This window comes from Bdellovibrio sp. HCB290, from assembly GCF_047305925.1.
In the GTDB taxonomy this organism is placed as follows: domain Bacteria; phylum Bdellovibrionota; class Bdellovibrionia; order Bdellovibrionales; family Bdellovibrionaceae; genus Bdellovibrio.
The window spans coordinates 1,319,012-1,335,966 of sequence record NZ_CP178620.1; the positions used below are offsets into that span (position 1 = coordinate 1,319,012).

The window sequence follows — 16,955 nt, forward strand, 5'->3', positions numbered from 1 at the left end:
AGTCCGTGAAGGCAAAGTTAATGTTCATTCTGATTCTGGTAGTCGTGGGGAAGGTCGCATCGGCTGAAGTTTCAAACGATGAAATGAATAAAGCCAATAGTCCTCTGACTCCCATGGCAGCGGTGAACTTTCATGACTACATACAGAGTTCAGTATTTGGAACAGACGAGACGTTGAATACAGCATATTTGCGAATTGTCTCCCCAATGATGATAGGCGGCTTGCCACAGCTCATGCGTATGACCATTCCATACATGTCAGCGGCTCCAGAAACTCCCACCAGCACGACGTCTGGAATTGGTGATGTCAGCATTTTTGATATTTTCCTGCTGTCGAAAGTGGATGGTGTTGAGTTCGGCGTCGGGCCATTGCTGGTTATGCCGACTGCATCTAAAGACGAGACAGGAGCGGGTAAATGGCAGGCGGGTGCTGCCGGTATCGTGATGTCTCCGCAATCCTGGGGCATGCTAGGAGCATTGATTACCTATCAACATGATTTTGCCGGCGACAGTGATCGCCCGACGCAGAATATTGCAACAGCTCAGCCATTTTTACTTTGGAATCTGCCGCAAGGTATTTACCTGCGATCAACGGGCATCATGTTTTTCAATTGGGAAACTGGCGACTATAATATTCCACTGGGGGCCGGGATTGGAAAAGTCTGGAAGTTCGAGGGCGGAACGACAATGAATCTTTTCGGAGAGCCGCAATGGACCGCCGCACATGAAGGTATTTACGCTCCTAATTTTCAAACATTTGTCGGTCTGAATTTTCAATTCCCACTGCACTAAGTCAGTAATTGATCGCGGATGAGTAAAGAAAGCCAATAGTGTTGGAGTTGATCGCACCGATATCTTTGTTTTTCAAATATTGAAAGAACAGCCCTATGTTACCTACATAGGTTCGCTGTTGAATTTGGAATCCGGTGGTAATCAAAATATTTTCGTGTTCAGTCATGTTTGAATAGCTCACACCACCGAGCCACTTGGTGTTGGCGTAAAAAGGTGCCATCCATCCCACAGACAGATTGTAAAGTTCACTGGCATCGATGTATTCCGGCGCATAGCTTAAATCCAGAAGTACTTCCTGACTAAAGAAACGGAAGGATTGGCCCACGGTTATAGCCAGGATATTATCCGTGTGAGGTGTGTATCGACGGAATGTTTCGTCTTTATCAGTCTGACCAGTGGACATCTGGTTTTGATAAAGTTCACCTTCCGCATAAATATTCACACCTCGCCATTGAGCAGTCACTCCCAGATCATAATTTTCCTGGGCCTTCCATAGCAGTGCGGGTTTTAGTATAATGTAGTTCTCGGTTTCGATTCGTTTTTCTGTAAGGGTCGTCCATGTGCCTGCAGCAGGGGAATTTGAAATGATCTCGTTGTTGGTTTCTCCCCAGCTCATGGCCACGGACAGTCCCCACGCCAAGCGGGAATGAATCAAGCCACCATAGGCAAGTCCTGCCAGTGCCATTTGCCGCTCTATTTCGCCAGTAACAGAGGACCCATCACCGTTTTCGATGCGAACATAGTTTTCGGTGTTGGTTGGATAGCTATAAAACAAACCGGTATGAATGATTTCGTTATAGGGCAGTATGGCCGAGGCTAAAAGCGTACCGGACTTCAGAGTTCCTGTTTCACGTTGAAAAGCCGATCCGTCGAGTTCTTGATAGGCAATGGATGACCCTGAAACAGAAACATTTACTTTATCCTGGCAAAATCCAATTCCCGCCGGATTATAAACGGTACTTCCCGATGAACAGGTCAATGCCGTTCCAGCATTTCCCAGAAATGCTTCAGCACTGCCCACGGGACTCATAAAAAGAGACGCGTGGGTCAGTGCTGGCATAAAGAAGAAAAGAGTCAGAAATTTTAGAATCGGCACATGATTCCGGAATCAATCCAACGATATCATCGCGTTGAGGCCGACGGATTTATAGTCAGCTAAACCGCGCGCAACGACAGCGTTGTTGGCATCGATATAAAAGTGCAGGCCCCATGTAGGATTGAATTTGTAAGTGGCACCAAACACCAATGGAAAGGTGGGAGTATCCACACTATCAACATCACATGCCGGATCCCCAGAGCATGAATTTGAGATGTTAATGGATGCTATGAATCCAAAATACACACCGAATTTTTCATGTGGTTTGAATAGCACGGCAATAGGAATATCCAGATAGTCCAGATTCCAGTCGATTTCGGTACCGGTGGAGTCGCTTTGGGTTTGCAAAGGACGCTGTGTGTAGAGCAAGCCCGTGCGGAAGTGCGCTACATTTCCTTCCAGGGGAATGTGCACAAAAGCTCCTCCCTGAAATCCAGTCCGGGAGTTTGTCGAAACGGGGCCATAGGCGTCCCCATTTTGCTGACGGACTCCCAATTCCAATCCATAATCAAGCGCGGCTTGCGCCGGCCCACCGACAATTAACAGAGCTAAAACGCGTAAAAAGTATTTTTTCATTATCACTCCTTTTTGTTTTAAATGAAATTATCTGCGGAATCCGCCGCCACCACCATGAAAGCCTCCGCCTGCACGCGCACCGCCACCACCGCGCAGATAGTTGGAGTTGCTGGGGGACGGAGGGGCCGCGCCACGATTTGTGTGGGGCATATCAGGACGTGTGGCCCGTGCTTCGTGATTGCGTTCCAGATTTTGGATGTTGTCGGGGCGCTCAACAGGTGTCCAAGTGTTAGGTCCGTTGTACTGGGACCAGTCGCCTTTGCCGTTGCGACGATAAACTCCACCATCATGGCTGGCATAAACATTGTCACTGCCGATACCACGAGCGAATTTTGTATCACCGATAGTATTAACCACCATACCGTGTCCACCCGAGCCGGTGATGACAGAAGTTTTACCCCAATTGTGATAGATATTTGTGACATCAATATTTACATAAGTTCCGCCCCAGCAGCAGGATCCCCAGCCCCAAGGATACATGACAGCACCCATTGAAAAGCCCATGTAAAAACCTGAATCATAGCCCCAGCCATAACCCACACCAAATCCATAAGTTGCTGGAGGTGGGTACCAGGCAGTGGCCGTCGTATAGGGAGCATAAGAATAACCGGTTCCATAAACGATGGTTCCATCCGCTGAAACAAATGTACCGTGGTATCCCGGTGTGTAGCCGACAACAACGTAGTCCGGACTGGTGCTATAAATTTTGACATAGGTGACATAGTAAAGCGGGGAAGAAGTGGGAATTTGATAGATCTGATCGGGCACCGCTATAGAAACTTCCCACGGCCCTGATTCTTTGGAAGAGTTAAACCACACACCATCCTGAACAATGTAATACTGTTGTGGATTGACCATGATCAGTGGCGTGTTGCAGTTCTCGGCGTATTGAAGCGAAGTTGACGATATTTTCTGCCACTTCACAGGTCCGTCGCATTTCAGATCTTTCGGTTTCATGGTGCGGGCAACCTGGGCCGTCTGCGGAATCTGGCTGGTGATCAAAGCCTCTTTTGCCTGTGGAGTACCAGGAACTGAAACCAGAACTTCTGCAACCGGGCTGTTGGTGGGAATTTTAGCAAAGTCTTTTGGCAGGCTTCCACCAGGCACATGTTTCCACGGACCCTGCAGGGATTTTGCATTGAACCAGCGTCCTGAAATCAGGGTGTAGTAAGTCTGGGATGAGGTTTCCAGGAATACTGAATTGGGTGAGTTTGAAACATAAAGCAATCCGGTTTTTTCCACAGCTGAAAACTTCGGTTCGCCTTCGCTTTGCAAAAGCTCTGTGGGTTTAGTGGCAATGAAAATTTTAGGAGTAACGCCCGGAGGATAAATGGAATTCCCCTGGGCTGTGCGACCCGCCAATGGGTCGACCGTTTTGTTATCGACCAGTTCGTCCTTTACCATCGTAATTTTGGAGGTGGGATTTGATTTGGTCGGCGTGAAGGGGCCGGTGGCTGAAGGCGCAGAAAACCACTTGCCCAGGGCCCACAGATAAAAACTATTCTCGCTATCTTTTAAAATCAAAGCACTGGTGTTCACCACGCGTTCTGGAGTTTTGTATTTGCCCGATGGTCCCATGACCGGATTTCCGGAGATCATGATCAACAAACTGGGAGTGGTCGAAAAAATAATCTGGGGCGGATCATTCTTTAAATCTGGAGATTTTCTTTTCTTATCCAGGGAAGAGAGTTCAAGGCTTGCGACAACATTGCGATAGGGAAGCACGTGTTGTTTTTTATTAAGGGATTTTTCAAATTCCCGGGTCAATTCCTCCCGATGAGACGTGTCTCCTGGTAGCTGCATGTCCGCGACCTTGATGGTTCGCAAAGTGACAGTAGCCTGGTCTTTGTCGATCATGCTGTCGGCCTTCATCAGGAAAGATCCAAAAGAGTCTTTTCCATCCTTTTGAAGTTTGAAGGCTGTGCGGGCGGTGATCAGATTATTTTCAATGCTTTCGACTTGCGGCTGGAAAAGAGTGACCTTTTGTTTTGAATCGAGTGCGACTTCGATAGGCCAGCTTTGTGTAGCGGCGGAACTGGAAGCACTGGTTTTTTCTTTGGTTGCCGCGTGTGCAAACGATCCAAAATGTAAAATAAAGCAAATCGCCGTAAGACCTTTGAGCCCCATGATCCCCTCCAGGTTTATAGTAGGATGGTACGGGATCGAGTCTGGTTTGGGGCGGTCCTGTGGTAACTTACAAATACCTACGGCGTTTGTTCGAAAGTGCCTTTTTCGCGATTCTTGCGAACATTGGGAACAGTGAAGATCTGATTATGGAAAGCGATGTAAAAGCCCGGTTGCAAAAGTTTGGCAGCCAGCATGGCTTCCGTGACATTTTGAGTCGCATCACTGTCATCAAACCCCATAGGAATCATGGCGCCGGTAAAGACCACAGGAACTTTTGGAGTGCCTATATCTTTAAAGCAATGCTCTGCTGAAACATGCATTGTGTCCGTACCATGCAGAACCACGATCGGGCATCCACGCTGCATTTGATCTTTGATTGTCGCAGAAATAAGCGCGCGATCATCGTCGTTCATGTAAAGCGAGTCTTTACTTAGAAGGGGATAAACTAAAATATTAGTGTAAGGTAAGCGCAGTTTCGAAAGAATGCGGTTCTTGATACTGGTGCCACGATTTTCCAATGAGCCATCAAACTCATTATAGGTTTTCTCAATCGTGCCACCGGTAGTGATAATTACAACGTCTTGTACTGGAGTTCCCATATATGTCGGAGATCCTAAGCTAAGATCCCCGAACTAGCTACTAATTTTCGCTAACTTGCGGTCCGCAAGCTTGGTCCAAGGACATGTTGTCTTTTTTAGGATTAAAGATACGTCCCAATTTGCCAGTCAGGCCACCAGTGCCTTTTTTGTAGATTTGGCATTTTTGGATCAATCCGAAATGATCAGAGATCATCATGCGGTGCAAACCAACACGCAATGTATCCAGATTGGTCTGAGCTTTTACGCGGCTTGTATAAGCAGAGGTCAGATTGTTACCCGCACTCAGTACGTGCAATAGATCTGTGGCACCCATTTGGAATTTTTGAAGCTCCGCTTCGTAGAGCGCCTCAAGATTCGCTTCAGCCTGTCTTGCCAAAGTTAGTTGCATTTGGCTTTCGCGCAAAGAACCTACAGTTGATTCAACCATTTTAGCCTGATCGAAGTCGATTTGCTTTTTTTGCAGACGGATGGAATCCAATTCGCGGTTACCGATTTTCAAAATTAGGAAGTTACCGAAGTTGAAAGTCGCAGAACCTGCGCCTTCCGCATCAGCAAAGGCACCTTGTGGACCACGGGAAGCCCCATAAGTTGCACCGGTAAGGAAAGACCAGAAAGCGCTCCATTTAGCAGCTTCAGTTGCTTTCAGCATGGATGACAACTGGCGCAGTTCCGGAGAACGGGACAGGGATAAATCCACAGTCTTTTGCAAAGGCTGTTGCTCCGCTGTTGAAGAAGCGATGTGGAATGATTCAATTTTAATATCAGTGGAAAGCGGCAATGCCAGCATTTCGCGGATCGCAGCTTTTTCCTGTAGAATCAAGACGTCCATTTGGGAAACCTGGATTCTGGACATTTGAGTTTGTGCCTGAACCTGCAATAGTTCAGATTTTTCTCTCATCCCGGCATCCACGGCCATTTGAATCATGTCTTCAATTTTTTTGTAGTTTTCGTATTGGTAGTTAAGAATCGCACGCAGCTCGATGTCGCCCTGGATAGTGGAATACAAAGAGAACGCCGAAGAGTAAGTGTTTAGCTGAGAGATGTAGTAAGACTCGCCCTGAGCATTCAGCAAGTGCTGATTTTCACGCAAGTCCAACCATTTGCTTGGAAGCAGGAATGGCAAAAGCATTGTCACTGAAGAAAGTGAAAAGCTCACGCTGCTGTCGATAGCTGCGCCTAGGTTGATGCCCGGAAGCAGATTTCTGCGCGCGCGGTCCACATTGTCTTTCGCTTTAAAGACGTTGTTCATTTGCACGGCAAGTTCGATGTTGTTTTCAAGCAGGCGTGTCTTAAGTGTTTTAGGATTGATAGTGATAGTAGCAGGTTGTGCTGGTTTTGCCGCGAATGATGTTGCGGTGATAACCGTCGCAAGTACGATTGCTGCCAAATTTCTCATTTTGGAATGATTCATCTGAGTCCCCTTAGAGGGTTCAAAAATTATTTGGTACCTAATTAGAAGTCAAATCATCTCTGAAAATAAGAATTAAACGCTCCTAAACATCGTAAAGTATTCGCTTTTTCGTGCGCCTTTGAGAAAGGGACGCGGAATTCTTTTCAACCAGTTTTGAGGTGCTAAAATGAGTATATTAAACCAAACCGATTTCGAGGAGCAGTACGTTGGAAGATCAGAAGTCGTTTAATTACAGTATTAGTCATAAGAATAGGATGCTGGTGGTGTCCTTTTCCGGCGAAGAAATGAGTGCCGGAGTGGTACCGGCTTTGGAAGCCTGCCGGCAGGAAATTCTTGCCAAGGAGGAAGTGAAACAAGTGGTGTTTTACTTCCAGAATATCGACCGGATTTCCACGGAAGCCTTGTCAAGTTTCGCACAATTACAAAGGGATATCCGCGCCAAACCTGCAGACCTGCGGCTTTGTTCACTCAAAGATTCCCTACGTGAAAAGCTGTTGAGAATGGGCATCGTCCGGGGCCTGGAGGTCGCTGAAGATCTGAAAACAGCTCTGCTGTCGTTCCCTCGCGCCGCCTGAAAAGCAAAAAAAAGGCTGTCTCCTCGACAGCCTTTTTTTTATGCTAAAATCAAATTTCTATCGGCAGTATTTGTAGTTTTTGATTGCCATTTTCACGAAATCCGAGCCATTTCCGCGAATCATCTTCTTGTTGCCCTTTGCATCGGTCACCGTCACGCGGTGGTGTTTCGTGGCGTTGGACTGCAAAACTTCCCAGTAGGTGGCACCAGCTGCACGTTGAGGGAAAAGTTTAACTTCGTCGCCCTTGCTGGCCTGTTTCGCGAAGTATTTTTCTAACATGGAAAGCACACATGGGATAAATCTGTTTTCATCTTTAGTCAGGGCATCGCCCTTTTTGCAAAGTCTGCCATAGAATGGTTCTTTGCCCACATGAAGCTGGAAGGGGCCACCCAATTGGCCATTCGGTCCGCCTTCACGCGCACCTAAAAGGCGGCATGAGCTTTCATAGAATGACGTCGCGCCCAGAATGACAGTCCAAACTTCTTCTTTTTCCTGTTGGGATAGAGTTGGATACTTAGGGCACACCGCAGTCAGATCCTTGGTACCATCCAACACTGTTGAAAGGTCGTGCTTTTTGAAGGCTTTTTCAACTGCTTTGTAGTAGCGACCTTCTTGCTCTTTATTAACGACCAATGAAGAACAGACTTTTTCAGCGCCGATTTTTTGAAGGGATCTATAAACGTCGATTGCCGCCGCATCCTCTTCAGACAACACGTCAAGTTCCTGTTGGTAAACATCATCGTTGATCTCGGTGTCTTTGAAAGACGAAGCTGCCGATGATGATGCCATCGCGCTGGAAAGGTTTCCGATGATAAGGCCTACAAATATGATGGATTTAATATTTAAGTAGTTCATGGGTTTGAACCATTGCAGATTGAATGCCATGGTTTTTGGAGTCGAAAGCAAATGAGTTCCAGTTGAGGGTGTCTAAATCTGAGACACCGACGAACTTTGCGTTACCGTTCCCGGCAACACCAAAAACAAAGGGTCGGTGATCTCGTCACCGACCCTCGAAGTCGCCCACATAAATATTTGTAAGAACTAATTAATCACGGAAACGACGGGTCGCAGAAGCGCCGCTGCTTGGGCGGGTTCTTTTGATCCCTGGATGGTCGTTGCGCTCAGAACGATTGCCACGGCTTTCATCAACATCGCTGTTGAATGAAGGGCGGCGTGCTGGGCGTTCGCCACCAGCGTTGTTGTCGCGGGCACCGCGGAATGCGCTGCTCGCACCACCTTCACGGGATGGACGGCTGTCGCCACGGTTGCCACGATTTTCATCACGGCCGCCATCGCGATCCGCAGAGTTGCCACGGAAGCTGCGGCGTGCGCCAGAGCCTTCGCTGGAAGCGTCTTTTTGGTAACCACCATCGTTGAAACGAGGACGGTCGCCATCATCACGACGGTTAGAACGGAAACCACCACGGTCACCACGGTAGCCCCCACCAGTGCGAGGACGGTCATTGTAACCACCGCGGCCGCCACGATCACCACCACCCTCACGGTTGGAAGTGAAACGGTTGTTGTTCGGATCACGAGGCAACAATTCGCGAGGAATACGGTCACCCATGTAATCAAGGATAAGGTCTTTTTTAACGAATACGTCTGGGAAGTAAGCCACGATGAAGCGAGCTAGCAAGTCCTCAGTCGAAAGGTCTTTGAAGTTGATGTCTTCAGCTTGAACAAGATCCTGGATCAAATCAGCAGCCAATTGCAATGAAGCATTTGCTGCATCCATAGTGCCGACTTTATCCAATACATTTTTGATTTTAAGACCCGCAACTTCGTCAGCTGAAGGTACAACACCTTTAGTAAAAGTCGCTTTCGTCGTGTTCATCACACGGCGAAGAAGAGTCAATTGGTCCGAGTTCACCAAAGTGATTGCAGTACCTTTTTGACCGTTACGACCAGTACGGCCGATACGGTGAACATAGGATTCAGCATCCCAAGGCAAGTTGTAGTTTACAACGTGAGTAAGGTCTTTGATATCCAAACCACGAGCGGCAACGTCTGTTGCAACGATGACTTTGACTTGCTTTGATTTGAACTTTCTCAAAGTCGCTTCGCGCTCCTGTTGAGATTTATCACCATGCAAAGAATCTGTCGGGAAACCACGTTGAGCCAGGATATCTGAAAGTTCAGCAACTTCCATTTTAGTTTGGCAGAAGATGATACCGTAGAACTCAGGCAAAGTTTGCAACAAGCGAGAGATAACCTCTGTTTTGTGCATGTTTTTAACTGTGTAGTAAACTTGTTCGATAGTCTCAGCTGTAGAGCCCACTTTGTTCACAGCGACTGTTTCTGGATTTTCCAGGTACTTTTCAGTGATACGGCGAACTTCAGTGGACATAGTTGCAGAGAACAACCAAGTTCTGCAAGCTGCGCGCTCGGAAGCACCTTTTTCTTCAGGGTGTGTCGCAGAAAGAATGAAGTCCAAAGCGTCTTTGAAACCCATGGAAAGCATTTCGTCTGCCTCGTCCAGGATCACAGTTTGAACTTTGGAAAGTTTAAGCATTTTTTGTTCTAGGAAATCAACCAAGCGGCCCGGAGTCGCCACCACGATGTGGGCGCCACGTTTAATGCCTTCGATTTGTGTGCGGTAAGAAGCACCACCGTAGATTGTTACTACGCGGATGCCTTTTTTCTTACCAAGCAAAGCCAATTGCTCAGCAACTTGCAACGCCAACTCACGAGTTGGAGAAAGCACAAGTGCCTGAGTGTCTTTGATTGTCGCATCGAGATTTTCGATAAGAGGGATACCAAACGCAGCAGTTTTACCAGTACCAGTAGATGCGAGACCGATGAAATCGTTCGCACCACCCAATAGCAACGGAATAGCTTGTTTTTGAATCGGTGTCGGAGTTGAGAAGCCCATGTCTTTCATCGCATCCATCAACGGAGCGCTAAGACCAAAGCTTTCAAATGTATCGACTGTAGTTAAAGGAGGAGTCACGATGAGCCTTTCGGTTATAGGAGCACTTAACCAAATGGCCAAACTACTTTCGGATATTGGTATGCGCTCTAAGAAGTGCGGAAGATACACGAACTTGAAGGTAAAAGCTCAGGATATATTCCGCTCTTGCAATAATAATGAAGTATTTGCAGAAACCGAGTGTATTTCAGACACTTACAAAGCCCTAGGCGCATATAGAGGTCTTGAGGAAATGCGAGGAGCTAAGGGTTCCTCGCGATAGCTGATTCCATTCTGGCACCCAAGCCGAAGACCAGCCCCCGGCTTGACCTTCCGGGGGTATCGGTCATCAGAATTCGGCGGAGTCAGATAAAGTCAGTTATACTTTTGGAGTTGCCTAAAATCCTGGCAAACGGGGGCTTCAAGTTCCCGGATGTAAATAATTAAAAATTTTGGCGCATCTCGATGAATTTCGAGCTATAAAAGGGACCATGATTCACTTATCAAACATCACAAAGCAGCAGGGGAACAAAGTTCTCTATCGTAACGGTTCTTTCCAAATCAACGAAGGCGAAAAAATCGGCCTCGTGGGTTTGAACGGAACAGGTAAAACCACAATTTTCCGCATCATCACTGGTGAGGAAGGTTACGACGGAACTGTTTCTAAATCCGATAAAACCGTGATTGGTTACTTCTCGCAAAATATTGAAGACATGCGTGGCAGATCTGCTCTTGAAGAAGTGAAGTCCGCGATCGGTAATCTGGGTGACATGCAGGTAAAAATGCAGGAGTGCGAAGCAAAGCTGGCAGATCCTGATTTGGATCCAGATGAGATGATGAAGATCCTTGAGGTCTATGGTGAGATGCAGGGGGAGTTCGAGCGCTTGGGTGGTTATGACCTGGAATCCCGTGCTGCAGAAATCCTGACCGGTCTTGGTATCGGCCCTGATGATTATCACCGTCCCACAGAGAGCTTCTCTGGCGGTTGGAAGATGCGTATCGCTTTGGCGAAAATCCTGGTGCTGAACCCGCAAGTCCTGCTGATGGACGAGCCGACGAATCACTTGGATGTGGAGTCCATCATCTGGCTTGAAGAGTGGTTGGTGAATTTCAAGGGCGCTGTTCTTATGACGTCGCATGATCGTGATTTCATGAATCGCCTGGTTGGAAAAATCGTTGAGATCGCAAATAAAACTATCACCGTCTACGGTGGTAACTATGACTTCTACGAAAAAGAGCGCGACATCCGTAAGGAGCAATTGATCGCAGCAGCAAAACGTCAGGAAGACATGCTGGCAAAAGAAGAGGAGTTCATTGCTCGCTTCGCAGCCCGTGCTTCTCATGCGGCGCAAGTTCAATCGCGTGTTAAAAAGCTTGAAAAGATCGATCGTATCGAAATTCCTGAAGAGGAATCCGAAATCAAATTCGTATGGCCGGTGCCTCCGCGGGGTGGGGAAGAGGTTGTTAGATTCGAAGGCCTTTCAAAAATCTGGAAACGCGATGATGGCAAAGAGAAAACAGTGTTCTCTGGTGCCCAGGCTTTGGTTAAACGCATGGACCGCATTGCCGTTGTCGGCGTGAATGGTGCTGGTAAATCGACATTATTGAAAATCATCGCTGGCGAAGTGAAGCCAACTAATGGAACGTGCGCTTTGGGTGCTTCCATCAATCTGGGGTACTTCTCTCAGAACTCTTTGGATGTTTTGGATCCTAAGATGACAATCCTGGATGAAGTCCATTCTCGTATGCCGACAGCGGGCATGGGAACTGTGCGCAGTCTTTTGGGCGCGTTTAAGTTTTCTGGTGAAGAGGCTGAAAAGAAAATTTCGATCCTTTCGGGTGGTGAAAAATCACGCGTGGTTCTGGCGACGATCCTGGCGCAACCAGTGAATCTTTTGATTCTGGATGAGCCGACGAATCACTTGGATATCGTTTCCCGTGAAGTCCTATTGGATGCCATTAAGAATTTCCCAGGTACGGTGATGATCGTATCGCATGATCGCCACTTCTTGCGCGAAGTGACGACGCGTGTATTCGAAGTTGATAAAAATCAACTGCGTATCTACGAAGGCGACTACGACTATTACCTTCATAAGAAAAAGCAGGAAGCGGGCTCATAGCAATGAAGCTCGCCTTTGACCTGCGCGATTTCAAAATTCCTGTGGACCGTCTGGCACCACAGGAGGTTTTTCGCACTCGTCAGAAGGATTTGCTGTCCTATCGTTTTTATTCCGCACGCTCTGAAAATCTGGTGATCCTGTATCATGGGATTGGCGGTGATAGTCGTTATCTCTGTTCGCTTGCCAGCGCCATTGCACAGGCAGGCTATGCGCAGGTCGTGACTCCGGATTTTCGTTGTCACGGTGCCAGTCTTTCCAATTCAGATAATATTGCCGGCAACCAGCTTGAAATCGATCTTGAAGAATTGATCATTCATATGAAAATGAATCATCCGGTGAAGTCCATGACTTTGGCGGGGCACTCTCTGGGTGGTGGTTTTGCTTTAAGAGTCGCCGTCAGCGATATTGCTCGTCAGTTTAAAAAATTTGTGGCGATTGCACCTTATTTGCCGGAATCCTTTCATGCGCTGACGGCTGATCTGGGTGGCTGGATTTCTTTTAACCCTAACGGCTCCGGGATTCAGGTGAACTATCCTGAGGCATTCAAAACCGGCGAAGAAAAGTTAACTTATAGTGCATCTTTCATTCAGGCAGCGGTGGTCCCAGAGGATTTGTTGATTCGATTGATTGATGGAAACGCTTCACTTTCGCTTATAACCGGTGATCAGGACGAGGTGGTTATAGCCCTTAGACATCGGGAGATCTTTGAAGGGCTGGCCAATCCTCTGATAATTGCTTCTGGTTTAAATCATCTGACGGTCGTATCAAAACCAGCCACAGCCTTGTCCTTGTTTGAGTCGTAAAAGCGATCGAACTTACTATTAAATTAGCTTTAGCCAACTTAAGTCCTGCCGATAAGTTATACGGAATATTGAAGAATATAAAAAGTAACCAATCTTGAACGTAGGCGGGGGTTATGAGTTCTGAACTGGGAGTGTTCGCACTCCGTCAGATCGTGTCGTCCATGGTCGTAATGGGGCCACTAATTGTGATCGCGGGCGCATTTAGTTATGTATTTAACCAAAACAGGAAGGCAGTGATAATGTACGTGGTCATCGGCATATCGTTGACGGCCATAGGAGCGGTGAGTCTGTACAAAGACTTCGCCAATCACGGAGAAGTGGCGGAAGAAAGAAAATAGAATTCAATAAGCGCTGACTGGGAAGTCAGCGTTTTTTTTGACACGATGTGGGCTCCCTTTCAGTCTGAAACTATGATCTGCTTGGATCATGGACATCCATAAAAAGAAAATATTTAGTTGGGCACTCTATGATTGGGCGAATAGCACATACTCCACTACGGTGATGGCGGGGTTCTTTCCGGTTTTCTTTAAGCTTTACTGGAGCCAGGGTGTTGATCCGACCGTGACCACGGCTCGTTTGGGAACTGCCATTTCCATTTCAAGTCTGGTGATCGCAATGCTAAGTCCCACACTGGGTGTGATTTCCGATCTTAAGGGCTTTAAAAAATTATTCTGTCTTAGTTTCATGATGATCGGTGTGATTGCCTGCGGTTGGATGACCTTCATTCCGGCGGGTGATTGGTGGAGTGCAATCCTGGCCTACGGAATTGCCATGATGGCTTTCAATGCCAGCTGTGTTTTTTATGAATCTTTGCTCCCTTATGTGGCCGAACCCAAAGAAATGGATTTCGTTTCATCCCTGGGATACTCGATGGGCTATTTGGGGGGCGGCATTCTGTTTCTGGTAAATGTTCTGATGCATTTGAATCCGCAGTGGTTTGGTCTTCGCGATGGCACGCAGGCCGTTCAGATATCCTTTATGACGGTGGCTGTATGGTGGTTCGTGTTTTCGATTCCTTTGGCGCGGAATATTCCAGAACCGCAAACAGAAATCTCCAACGATAATATCTGGAAACTTACCAATCGCAGTATCCTGACATTGCAGGCAACTTTTAAAGAACTGATTTTCAAAGAACGCAACCTGCTGTTTTTCATGATGGCATATTGGCTTTATATCGACGGTGTTTACACAGTGATGACGATGGCGGTGGACTACGGCATGTCCATTGGCTTGGGCTCAAAGGATTTAATTGCGGCCCTGCTAATCACTCAGTTCATCGGCTTTCCTTGCGCCTATTACTTTGGAACTGTGACGAAGCGATTCGGGACGAAAGCTCCGATTATGTTTTGTATTGGTATTTATGGAATTACGGTGGTTGCGGCGATGTGGATGAGCCAGGCATGGCACTTTTATTTGCTGGCGATCGTGATCGGTATGGTGCAGGGGGGAGTGCAGTCCCTGAGTCGCTCGATGTTTGGTAAGATGGCTCCGAAACATCAAAGTGGAGAGTATTTTGGCCTTTTCAATCTGGTGGGGAGGTTTGCGTCAATCCTGGGACCCTTGATTGTGGCCTTTACAGTAACCCTCACGGGAAACTCCCGCTTGGGAATGGTTGGTTTGCTGGTGCTTTTCGTTGTTGGTGGTGGGTTGTTAGCAATGGTTAAGGAACCCAAGATTCAGCATTAGTGCTGTTCGTCTTTTTCGGACTCGGCCGAGGAGGATTTTGTATTGGAATCTTCCTCGGGATGAGTCGCCTGTTGGTCCTCGATAATTTTTTTTGCTTTTTTGCCGGTGATTCCCATCCATTCCGGTAAAAAGACTGCGATGGCCACGAAGATCATCGTAATGATAACAAAGAATATACTCATAGCGATAATCAGGTTCATATCGGGCCTCCAAAGGATGTATCTTTTTTAAAGCATTCGGGGCGAAAAGGGAATGTGAAATTAAATAATGGACTTTAACCCCTGAACCAGCCATAACCCTTCGATATGACTTACAATCCACGCGATAGTTACTTTAGAAAAGCAAAAGAAGAGGGCTTCGCCGCGCGCTCTGTTTTTAAGCTTGAAGAGATCGACAAGAAATACAAAATTTTTAAAGGCAGCGGTCAGACAGTTTTGGATTTGGGAGCATCGCCAGGTTCCTGGTCTCAATACGCTTCCAAAGTGGTAGGCGCTAAGGGCCGTGTTTTAGGTGTGGATTTGAGTCCGGTGACTGTAAAGCTACCTAACGCGGTTTTCATTCAAGCAGATCTTCGCGATTTGAACTTGGAAGAGATTTTCACGGAGCATGGCTTCCATCCTCCGTTTGATATCGTGATGTCAGACATGGCTCCGAAAACCACGGGCATTCGCATGACAGACCAAGCGCGCTCTATGGAACTGTGTGAACTGGCGTTGGATGTGGCTCGTAAGTTTCTGCGTAAAGATGGTCATTTTGTTTGTAAGTTGTTTCACAGTGATGACTTTGCAAAGCTTCGTGAGGAAATTAAAAAATCCTTTGCTAAATGCGAAGTGATGAAGCCTGATTCAACTCGCAAAATCTCTAAAGAGATCTTTTTGATCGGTCTTAATAAAAAATGATTCAAATCGTTTTCGAAAACGCCCATTTCGTGATCTGCGATAAACCGGCAGGAGTGCTTTCCACTCCCAGCCGCTTGGGTGCTGAAGACGAGCGCAACTGCCTGGGAATTGCTTTGCAAAAGCAATTGGCTATTCAGATCTATCCCGTGCACCGTCTGGACTTTGAAGTGTCTGGTCTGGTGATGTACGCCAAGACTGCAGAGGCCCATCGCAAAGCCAATGGGTGGTTTGAAAACAAAACCGTCAGCAAAACCTACCGGGCACTAACGACAGCACAGGACTTTTCCCACATTCCGGAAAATGTTAAAAACTCCCGAGCGAAGTTTGAGTTAAGCACAAGTCAAAATTTTGAATGGAAATCACGCATTCTGCGTGGCAAGCGGCGCGCCTATGAAAGTCCTGAGGGAAAAGATTCAATGACATTAGCGCAGTATCTTGGCGCGAACGCACAGTGCTTTCTGCAATGGGATTTACAGCCTGTGACTGGACGCTCGCATCAGTTACGTTTTGATTTAAGTCGTCACGGTTTTCCAATTGTGGGTGATACCTTGTACGGCTCTAAAGTAAAATGGTGCGGGGAGAATTCGATCGCGCTTCGCGCTTATAGAATCGATTTTTCGAAAGCACCGGGGGCTGATGAATTCCAGTTGCCCCAGATTATTCAGATACAAGAATCCGCCAACTAATATAAACAGTTTCAGATCTCGCGCTTGATTTGCGCCAGGTATTCCTTGATGAACGTCACGCGATGCTGGGCTTCTTTTTTGGCCGTGTCCGTATTCATCAGATCCAGCAGTTTAAAAAGCTTTTGATAGAAATGATCGATGCCATAGTTTTTATCATCTAAGCTACGTTGCTCGGCCCAAGGGTCTTCCTCCGCGTAAAATGGACGACTCATCAGGGAGCTGGTAGCAAAACATCTGGCGATACCAATGGCCCCCAGGGAGTCCAGACGGTCTGCATCCTGAACGATTCGGGCTTCCAATGTTGTCGGTTTGATATTGGCGCTATAACTGTGCGCTTCAATGGCGTGGCGAATGTCCTCGAAGAACTCTTCGGGGTATTGCACTGACTTTAAATATTCGATTGTTGCTTCGGCGGAAAGTGCAGAAGCATAGGCACGGCGAGGATCGCCTTTGGGCACATTGATATAGTCATGAAAGAAGGCGGCTGGCATGACGACTTCCCAACGTCCTTTTTCTGAATCACAAAGACTTTTGGCAGTATTGACGACTCTTTGGATGTGCAGGAAGTCATGGGCGGGATCTGAAGTAGGATAAAGAACCCGCGCTTTATTTTTAAAAAGATGGAACCATTTTTTTTCGTCAAATGCCGGTTGTTCTTGATTCATGACTTCCATC

Annotated in this window: 18 protein-coding genes; 9 read left to right on the forward strand and 9 right to left on the reverse strand. The window is 47.1% G+C overall.

Annotated features, from left to right (window positions below; translation table 11 throughout):
- The first annotated feature begins 5 nt into the window (after positions 1-5).
- The gene (locus ACLVWU_RS06530) at positions 6-791 is read left to right on the forward strand and encodes a hypothetical protein (protein WP_413578182.1); all 786 of its coding nucleotides are present in this window, start codon (positions 6-8) and stop codon (positions 789-791) included.
- Between the two features lies 1 nt (position 792).
- Here ACLVWU_RS06530 and ACLVWU_RS06535 read toward each other — a convergent pair whose 3' ends face one another.
- The 5 genes from ACLVWU_RS06535 to ACLVWU_RS06555 all read right to left on the reverse strand — a co-directional run bounded on the left by ACLVWU_RS06535 (position 793) and on the right by ACLVWU_RS06555 (position 6,600).
- Positions 793-1,887: a hypothetical protein gene (locus ACLVWU_RS06535; protein ID WP_413578183.1), complete on the reverse strand. Its 1,095-nt coding sequence runs from the start codon at positions 1,885-1,887 to the stop codon at positions 793-795.
- Positions 1,888-1,899: 12 nt separating this feature from the next.
- On the reverse strand, positions 1,900-2,463 hold the full coding sequence (locus ACLVWU_RS06540) for an outer membrane beta-barrel protein (RefSeq protein ID WP_413578184.1): 564 nt from the start codon (positions 2,461-2,463) through the stop codon (positions 1,900-1,902).
- 27 nt (positions 2,464-2,490) lie between these two features.
- Positions 2,491-4,590, reverse strand: coding sequence for a carbohydrate-binding family V/XII (locus ACLVWU_RS06545; RefSeq protein ID WP_413578185.1), 2,100 nt, complete (start codon positions 4,588-4,590; stop codon positions 2,491-2,493).
- Between the two features lie 77 nt (positions 4,591-4,667).
- Complete coding sequence (locus tag ACLVWU_RS06550; RefSeq protein WP_413578186.1) at positions 4,668-5,189, reverse strand: asparaginase domain-containing protein; 522 nt, start codon at positions 5,187-5,189, stop codon at positions 4,668-4,670.
- A 40-nt stretch (positions 5,190-5,229) separates the two neighbouring features.
- On the reverse strand, positions 5,230-6,600 hold the full coding sequence (locus ACLVWU_RS06555; RefSeq protein WP_413578187.1) for a TolC family protein: 1,371 nt from the start codon (positions 6,598-6,600) through the stop codon (positions 5,230-5,232).
- Positions 6,601-6,806: 206 nt separating this feature from the next.
- Here ACLVWU_RS06555 and ACLVWU_RS06560 point away from each other — a divergent pair, with 206 nt between their 5' ends.
- Complete coding sequence (locus tag ACLVWU_RS06560) at positions 6,807-7,175, forward strand: STAS domain-containing protein (RefSeq protein WP_413578188.1); 369 nt, start codon at positions 6,807-6,809, stop codon at positions 7,173-7,175.
- A 57-nt stretch (positions 7,176-7,232) separates the two neighbouring features.
- Here the strand turns inward: ACLVWU_RS06560 and ACLVWU_RS06565 are convergent, their stop codons facing one another.
- Together ACLVWU_RS06565 and ACLVWU_RS06570 are read right to left on the reverse strand one after the other, a co-directional pair.
- Positions 7,233-8,081, reverse strand: coding sequence for a hypothetical protein (locus ACLVWU_RS06565; protein ID WP_413578189.1), 849 nt, complete (start codon positions 8,079-8,081; stop codon positions 7,233-7,235).
- A gap of 139 nt (positions 8,082-8,220) precedes the next feature.
- Positions 8,221-10,128 (reverse strand): DEAD/DEAH box helicase, encoded by a 1,908-nt coding sequence (locus ACLVWU_RS06570; protein ID WP_413578190.1) that lies wholly within the window; start codon positions 10,126-10,128, stop codon positions 8,221-8,223.
- 34 nt (positions 10,129-10,162) lie between these two features.
- Here ACLVWU_RS06570 and ACLVWU_RS06575 point away from each other — a divergent pair, with 34 nt between their 5' ends.
- From ACLVWU_RS06575 to ACLVWU_RS06595, 5 genes are all read left to right on the forward strand, one after another.
- Entirely contained in the window at positions 10,163-10,369 is a 207-nt protein-coding gene (locus ACLVWU_RS06575; protein ID WP_413578191.1) for a hypothetical protein, read from the forward strand.
- A gap of 208 nt (positions 10,370-10,577) precedes the next feature.
- Complete coding sequence (locus ACLVWU_RS06580) at positions 10,578-12,206, forward strand: ABC-F family ATP-binding cassette domain-containing protein (RefSeq protein WP_413578192.1); 1,629 nt, start codon at positions 10,578-10,580, stop codon at positions 12,204-12,206.
- A 2-nt stretch (positions 12,207-12,208) separates the two neighbouring features.
- Positions 12,209-13,009, forward strand: coding sequence for an alpha/beta hydrolase (locus tag ACLVWU_RS06585; RefSeq protein WP_413578193.1), 801 nt, complete (start codon positions 12,209-12,211; stop codon positions 13,007-13,009).
- A 113-nt stretch (positions 13,010-13,122) separates the two neighbouring features.
- Positions 13,123-13,347: a hypothetical protein gene (locus tag ACLVWU_RS06590; RefSeq protein ID WP_413578194.1), complete on the forward strand. Its 225-nt coding sequence runs from the start codon at positions 13,123-13,125 to the stop codon at positions 13,345-13,347.
- 88 nt (positions 13,348-13,435) lie between these two features.
- On the forward strand, positions 13,436-14,695 hold the full coding sequence (locus tag ACLVWU_RS06595; protein WP_413578195.1) for an MFS transporter: 1,260 nt from the start codon (positions 13,436-13,438) through the stop codon (positions 14,693-14,695).
- On the opposite strand, the gene ACLVWU_RS06600 is transcribed toward ACLVWU_RS06595, so the two are convergent.
- Complete coding sequence (locus ACLVWU_RS06600; protein ID WP_413578196.1) at positions 14,692-14,895, reverse strand: hypothetical protein; 204 nt, start codon at positions 14,893-14,895, stop codon at positions 14,692-14,694. The genes ACLVWU_RS06595 and ACLVWU_RS06600 overlap by 4 nt on opposite strands.
- A gap of 105 nt (positions 14,896-15,000) precedes the next feature.
- Here ACLVWU_RS06600 and ACLVWU_RS06605 point away from each other — a divergent pair, with 105 nt between their 5' ends.
- Together ACLVWU_RS06605 and ACLVWU_RS06610 are read left to right on the forward strand one after the other, a co-directional pair.
- The gene (locus ACLVWU_RS06605) at positions 15,001-15,594 is read left to right on the forward strand and encodes an RlmE family RNA methyltransferase (RefSeq protein ID WP_413578197.1); all 594 of its coding nucleotides are present in this window, start codon (positions 15,001-15,003) and stop codon (positions 15,592-15,594) included.
- Positions 15,591-16,280: an RluA family pseudouridine synthase gene (locus tag ACLVWU_RS06610; RefSeq protein ID WP_413578198.1), complete on the forward strand. Its 690-nt coding sequence runs from the start codon at positions 15,591-15,593 to the stop codon at positions 16,278-16,280. The genes ACLVWU_RS06605 and ACLVWU_RS06610 overlap by 4 nt, the downstream gene beginning before the upstream one ends.
- Before the next feature lie 11 nt (positions 16,281-16,291).
- Here ACLVWU_RS06610 and ACLVWU_RS06615 read toward each other — a convergent pair whose 3' ends face one another.
- Entirely contained in the window at positions 16,292-16,945 is a 654-nt protein-coding gene (locus ACLVWU_RS06615) for an HD domain-containing protein (RefSeq protein WP_413578199.1), read from the reverse strand.
- Positions 16,946-16,955 lie beyond the last annotated feature (10 nt).